General features: G+C 71.5%; 4 protein-coding genes. 2 read left to right on the forward strand and 2 right to left on the reverse strand.

The genetic code is table 11. The features are described from left to right. Nucleotides 1–4: 4 nt before the first annotated feature. Both ACJ73U_RS29080 and ACJ73U_RS29085 read right to left on the reverse strand, forming a co-directional pair. Nucleotides 5–2227 carry an FtsX-like permease family protein gene (locus ACJ73U_RS29080; RefSeq protein ID WP_407780918.1) on the reverse strand — a complete coding sequence of 741 codons (2223 nt, stop codon included), beginning with the start codon at nucleotides 2225–2227 and terminating at the stop codon, nucleotides 5–7. Continuing rightward, entirely contained in the window at nucleotides 2224–2901 is a 678-nt protein-coding gene (locus ACJ73U_RS29085) for an ABC transporter ATP-binding protein (protein ID WP_407780919.1), read from the reverse strand. Before ACJ73U_RS29085 ends, ACJ73U_RS29080 begins: the two co-directional genes overlap by 4 nt. A 150-nt stretch (nucleotides 2902–3051) precedes the next feature. Here ACJ73U_RS29085 and ACJ73U_RS29090 point away from each other — a divergent pair, with 150 nt between their 5' ends. Together ACJ73U_RS29090 and ACJ73U_RS29095 are read left to right on the forward strand one after the other, a co-directional pair. Next, nucleotides 3052–3612 carry a phosphatase PAP2 family protein gene (locus ACJ73U_RS29090; RefSeq protein ID WP_407780920.1) on the forward strand — a complete coding sequence of 187 codons (561 nt, stop codon included), beginning with the start codon at nucleotides 3052–3054 and terminating at the stop codon, nucleotides 3610–3612. 32 nt (nucleotides 3613–3644) lie between these two features. Beyond that, nucleotides 3645–4570, forward strand: a 926-nt coding sequence (locus ACJ73U_RS29095; protein ID WP_407780921.1) for an LLM class flavin-dependent oxidoreductase, incomplete at its 3' end; no start/stop codon positions are given.

A 4570-nucleotide genomic window follows, 5' to 3' on the forward strand; every position in this document is an offset into this window, starting at 1 on the left:
CCGGTCACTCGTCCGCCAGTGGCTCCGCTCGTACCCGGTTCTGGGCCGGTGTGCACACCGACGCCGCCAGCAGGGCCACGAGTGCGCCCAGCACCACCGGTGCCACGAGCCACGGGCTCAGCACCGGCGCGCTCTTCGACACCAGACCGAACAGCCCGATCCCCACGAACGTCCCCAGCGCTCCCGCGCCGATCGTCGACACCAGGGCCGGCAGGGCCGCCTCGGCGCGCAGAGCCTTGGCGAGTGTCCGCACCGGGGTGCCCGCCGCCATCAGCGCACCGAACGTCCGCCGCCGGTCCAGCACCGAGCCCGCCGTCGCGATGGCCGCGCTCAGGCCGCCCAGCAGGGACGCCGCCAGAAGACCGATGACCGTCACTCGTCGGAGGTCCGCCAGCTGGGTGTTCTGGTCACCGAGCATCATCTCCTTGCTGATCACCTGCGCGCCTCCCGACGCGGCGAGCAACGCCGTCCTGGCCGCCTCCCGCGACCCCGGGGACGCCTGCACCGCGACGTCCACACCGAACAGCGGCGCGTCGGCGGGCAGCAGCGACGGGTCGATCAACACCACGTCCAGACCGGCCGAGACCACCGGCTTGCCCGGCAGCGGCGTCAGCTTCTCCTGCGAGCCCACGTAGTCGGACATCGACAACGCCGACTCCGACGGCGCGTAGATGGCCGGCGTCGACTGGCACGTCACGTGTACGGGCAACAGCACCTGCGCGTCCGCGCACGACACCACGTATCCCCCCAACGATTCCGCCCCCTGCCGCATGCTCAGCTGCCCCACCGGGACCGCCCGCTCGGCCAGCCCGTACCGCTCCATCCGCTCGTCGGCCGTCCTGACCACGTGCGGCGCGTGCTCCGCGTCGGTGCTCAGGTACAGCACGCTGTCCCGGTACGAGCTGTAGTACCCCGCCTCCCCCTCGAGCGACGGCATCAGCGTCAGCGCCATCGACCCCGCGAACACCGCGAGCACCACCCCGGCCGACGCCCGGTACGCCGCCTTCGGGTCGTCCCGCAGCCGCCGGCCCGCCAGCAGCACCGCCGGCTTGCGCCACACCTTCGTGAACACTCCACCGAGTGCCGAGGTCACCCACGGTCCCACCAGGGTCGGGGACCACATGAGGAACCCGAGCGCCACCAGCATCGGCACCATCGAGTTCGACAGGTTCGCCGAGGTGAGCGTCCAGAAGAACAACCCGGCCGCGACCGGCACGGCGGCCAGCCGCACCACGGACAGCGGCTTGCGGGTGTGCCCGCCGGTCGCCATCAACGGCGAGTTCACCACGCGCCGCAGCCCGGCCACCGCCGCGCCGACCACCAGGACCGGCACCACCAGCGCGACCAGCGCGGTCACGTACCAGGACAGCACGAAGTCGTGCGCCTGCCACGTGCCGCCACCCCAGGACACCCACGTCGCCGCCGCGTGCAGTACCGGGCTGACGGCCACGCCGATCACCCCGCCCGCGACGGCCGCGATCCCCGTCTCGGCCGCGACCATGGCGGTGACCTGCGCCGGGGTGGCACCCGCGAGCCGCAGCGCGGCCAGCCGGCGCTCCCGCCGGGCGGCGGTCAGCCGGGACGCGGACGCCACCAGCACCAGGCTCGGCACCAGCAGCACCACCACGCCCACCCCGGCGAGCAGCGACAGCAGCGCGTCGGGCTCGGCGTGACCGGAGGCGAGGCGCGGCAGGTCCATCGCACCGACCGGCATGGTGTCCGGCGTGTGCCCGACCAACGCGACCAACTGCTCGGGGAACATCAGCGCGTCCTCGCCGAGCAGTCCGACGGGCTTCGCGCCGAACCGGTCGGCCAGCTCGGCCGGCGGCCTGTCCGACGCCAGCTGCGCCAGCTCCGGCGACTGGAGCATCTCCCCCGGCCGCGGCAGCCGGTCGATCCCCGGCGGCAGCACGATCTTCCCGGCGCCGCGCAGCGGCGCCACGTCCACGCGGATGATCTGCTTGCCGTCGACCTCGTCCTCGCTGGTCGCGACGCTGACGACCGCGTCCGGGTCGTGTTCGGTCGGGTTGGCCGCGTCGAACCCGGTGGTCTGCTGCGGGTGCTGCCACAGCGTGCGCTCGGCCCTCGCCTGGGTGGCGAACGGCAGGCTCACCAGCAACAGCACGAGCCCCGTGGCCACCGCGACCCCCAGTGCGGTCAACGTGGTGGACACCTGGGTGCGGCGGTCGACGCGCAGCACCCGCAGTGCGAGTTGGAACGAGTTCACGCCGCGACCACCGACTGCTCGATCCGGCCGTCCCGGATGGCGACGGTGCGCGGCACCATCGCGGCGATGTCCCGGTCGTGGGTCACGATCACGAGCGCGGCCCCGGTCTCCCGCGCCGCCCCCATCAGCGTCGAGATCGTCGCGCGGCCGGTCTTCGTGTCCAGCGCGCCGGTCGGCTCGTCGGCGAAGATCACCTTCGGCCGGTGGGCGATGGCCCGTGCGATCGCGACCCGCTGCGCCTCGCCACCCGACAGCTCACCCGGGCGGCGGGTCTCCTTGCCGGCCAGCCCGACCCGGTCGAGCCAGATGCGGGCGGTCGACACGGCCATGTTCCGGTCGCGGCCGCCCAGCAGCAGCGGCAGGGCCACGTTCTCCTCGGCCGTCAGCTCGGCGACGAGCATGCCCGACTGGAACACGAACCCGAACTCGGAGCGCCGCAGCTCGCTGCGCTTGGTCTCGCTGAGCTGGTCGATCCGCTGCCCGCCGAGCGTGATCGCCCCCTCGTCGCACTTGAGGATGCCGGCGAGCACGTGCAGCAGGGACGTCTTGCCCGAGCCGGAGGGGCCGACGATCGCGAGCATCTCCCCCGCCGCGATATCGATGTCCACGCCGGCGAGCGCGTACGCGTCACCGTAACGCTTCACCAGTCCTCGACCGGACAGCAGCGATGTCATGGCCGTCCTTTCTGATTGCCTGTGCCTGACACCGAGAACCTTGCCGGGAGCGACCGGTCGAGCACGTCGGGCAGATGGTCATGACCGATCGGCGGGCACCGGCCGATCGGCCGATCCGTGAATGGCCGATCGGCCACCTACGGTTGGTCTGTGGACGACGCAATACGGGACTGGGTGATCGCGCACCGGAACGGGGCGCTGACCGAGGTCATGATCAACGCCAGCCGGTTCGGCAGCACTCCGTCGCTGATCGTCATCGCCCTGGCCGTGGCGGCGTTGCTCGCCTGGCGCGGCCGGCGCGGCGACTGCCTGCTCGTCATCGGCGCCGCGGCCGGCGTGTTCGTGTTGGGGCCGGTGCTCAAGGTGTTCTTCGAGCGGCCGCGGCCGCCGGTGGCCCAGCGCCTGGTCACCATCGACAGCTGGTCGTTCCCGTCCGGGCACAGCCTCAACTCGATGGTCGTGCTCGGGTTGGTCACCCTGCTCGCGGTCCGTGCGCGCACCGGTTGGCCGTACCGGACGCTGGTGGTCGCGCTCGGCGCGTTCCTGGTGTTCCTGGTCGGCTTCAGCCGGGTCTACCTCGGCGTCCACTGGCCGTCGGACGTGCTCGCGGGTTGGGCCGTGGGCGTGTTGTGGCTCGCGATCTGCCTCACGCTCCGCCGGCGGTTCCCGGGGAATAGCCGGTCGTCCGGTACTGTTCCAAGCGGTAGTTGAGTTTGCAACTACTTCCGGAGAGGAAGAGCGCGATGCAGTTCGGGATCTTCACCGTCGGAGATGTCACGACGGACCCGACCACCGGTGTGACGCCGAGTGAGCGGGAGCGGATCAAGGCGATGGTGACGATCGCGCTCAAGGCCGAAGAGGTCGGGCTGGACGTGTTCGCGACCGGCGAGCACCACAACCCGCCGTTCGTGCCGTCCTCGCCGACGACCATGCTCGGCTACGTCGCCGCACGCACCGAGAAGCTGATCCTGTCCACGGCGACCACGCTGATCACCACGAACGACCCGGTGAAGATCGCCGAGGACTTCGCGATGCTCCAGCACCTGGCCGACGGCCGCGTCGACCTGATGATGGGCCGTGGCAACACCGGCCCGGTGTACCCGTGGTTCGGGCAGGACATCCGCCAGGGCATCCCGCTGGCCATCGAGAACTACGCGCTGCTGCACCAGCTGTGGCGCGAGGACGTCGTGGACTGGGAGGGCCGGTTCCGCACGCCGCTGCAGGGCTTCACGTCCACGCCGCGGCCGCTCGACGGCGTTCCCCCGTTCGTCTGGCACGGCTCGATCCGCAGCCCGGAGATCGCGGAGCAGGCCGCGTACTACGGCGACGGCTTCTTCGCCAACCACATCTTCTGGCCGACGTCCCACTTCCAGCGGCTGATCAGCCTGTACCGGGAGCGGTTCGCGCACTACGGGCACGGCACGCCGGAGCAGGCCTACGTCGGGCTGGGCGGCCAGGTGTTCATGCGGAAGAACTCGCAGGACGCCGTGAACGAGTTCCGGCCGTACTTCGACAACGCGCCGGTGTACGGGCACGGCCCGTCCCTGGAGGACTTCACGGCACAGACCCCGCTGACGGTCGGCTCGCCGCAGCAGGTGATCGATCGGACGCTGACGTTCCGCGAGCACTTCGGCGACTACCAGCGCCAGCTGTTCCTGATGGACCACGC

Origin of the sequence: Actinophytocola sp., assembly GCF_045807065.1 — a bacterium.
Taxonomy (GTDB): domain Bacteria; phylum Actinomycetota; class Actinomycetes; order Mycobacteriales; family Pseudonocardiaceae; genus Actinophytocola.

What these genes read in the sequence shown, in the direction of transcription:
- ACJ73U_RS29085 (WP_407780919.1), bottom strand. Translation starts at nt 2,901, where the DNA reads ATGACATCGCTGCTGTCCGGTCGAGGACTGGTGAAGCGTTACGGTGAC.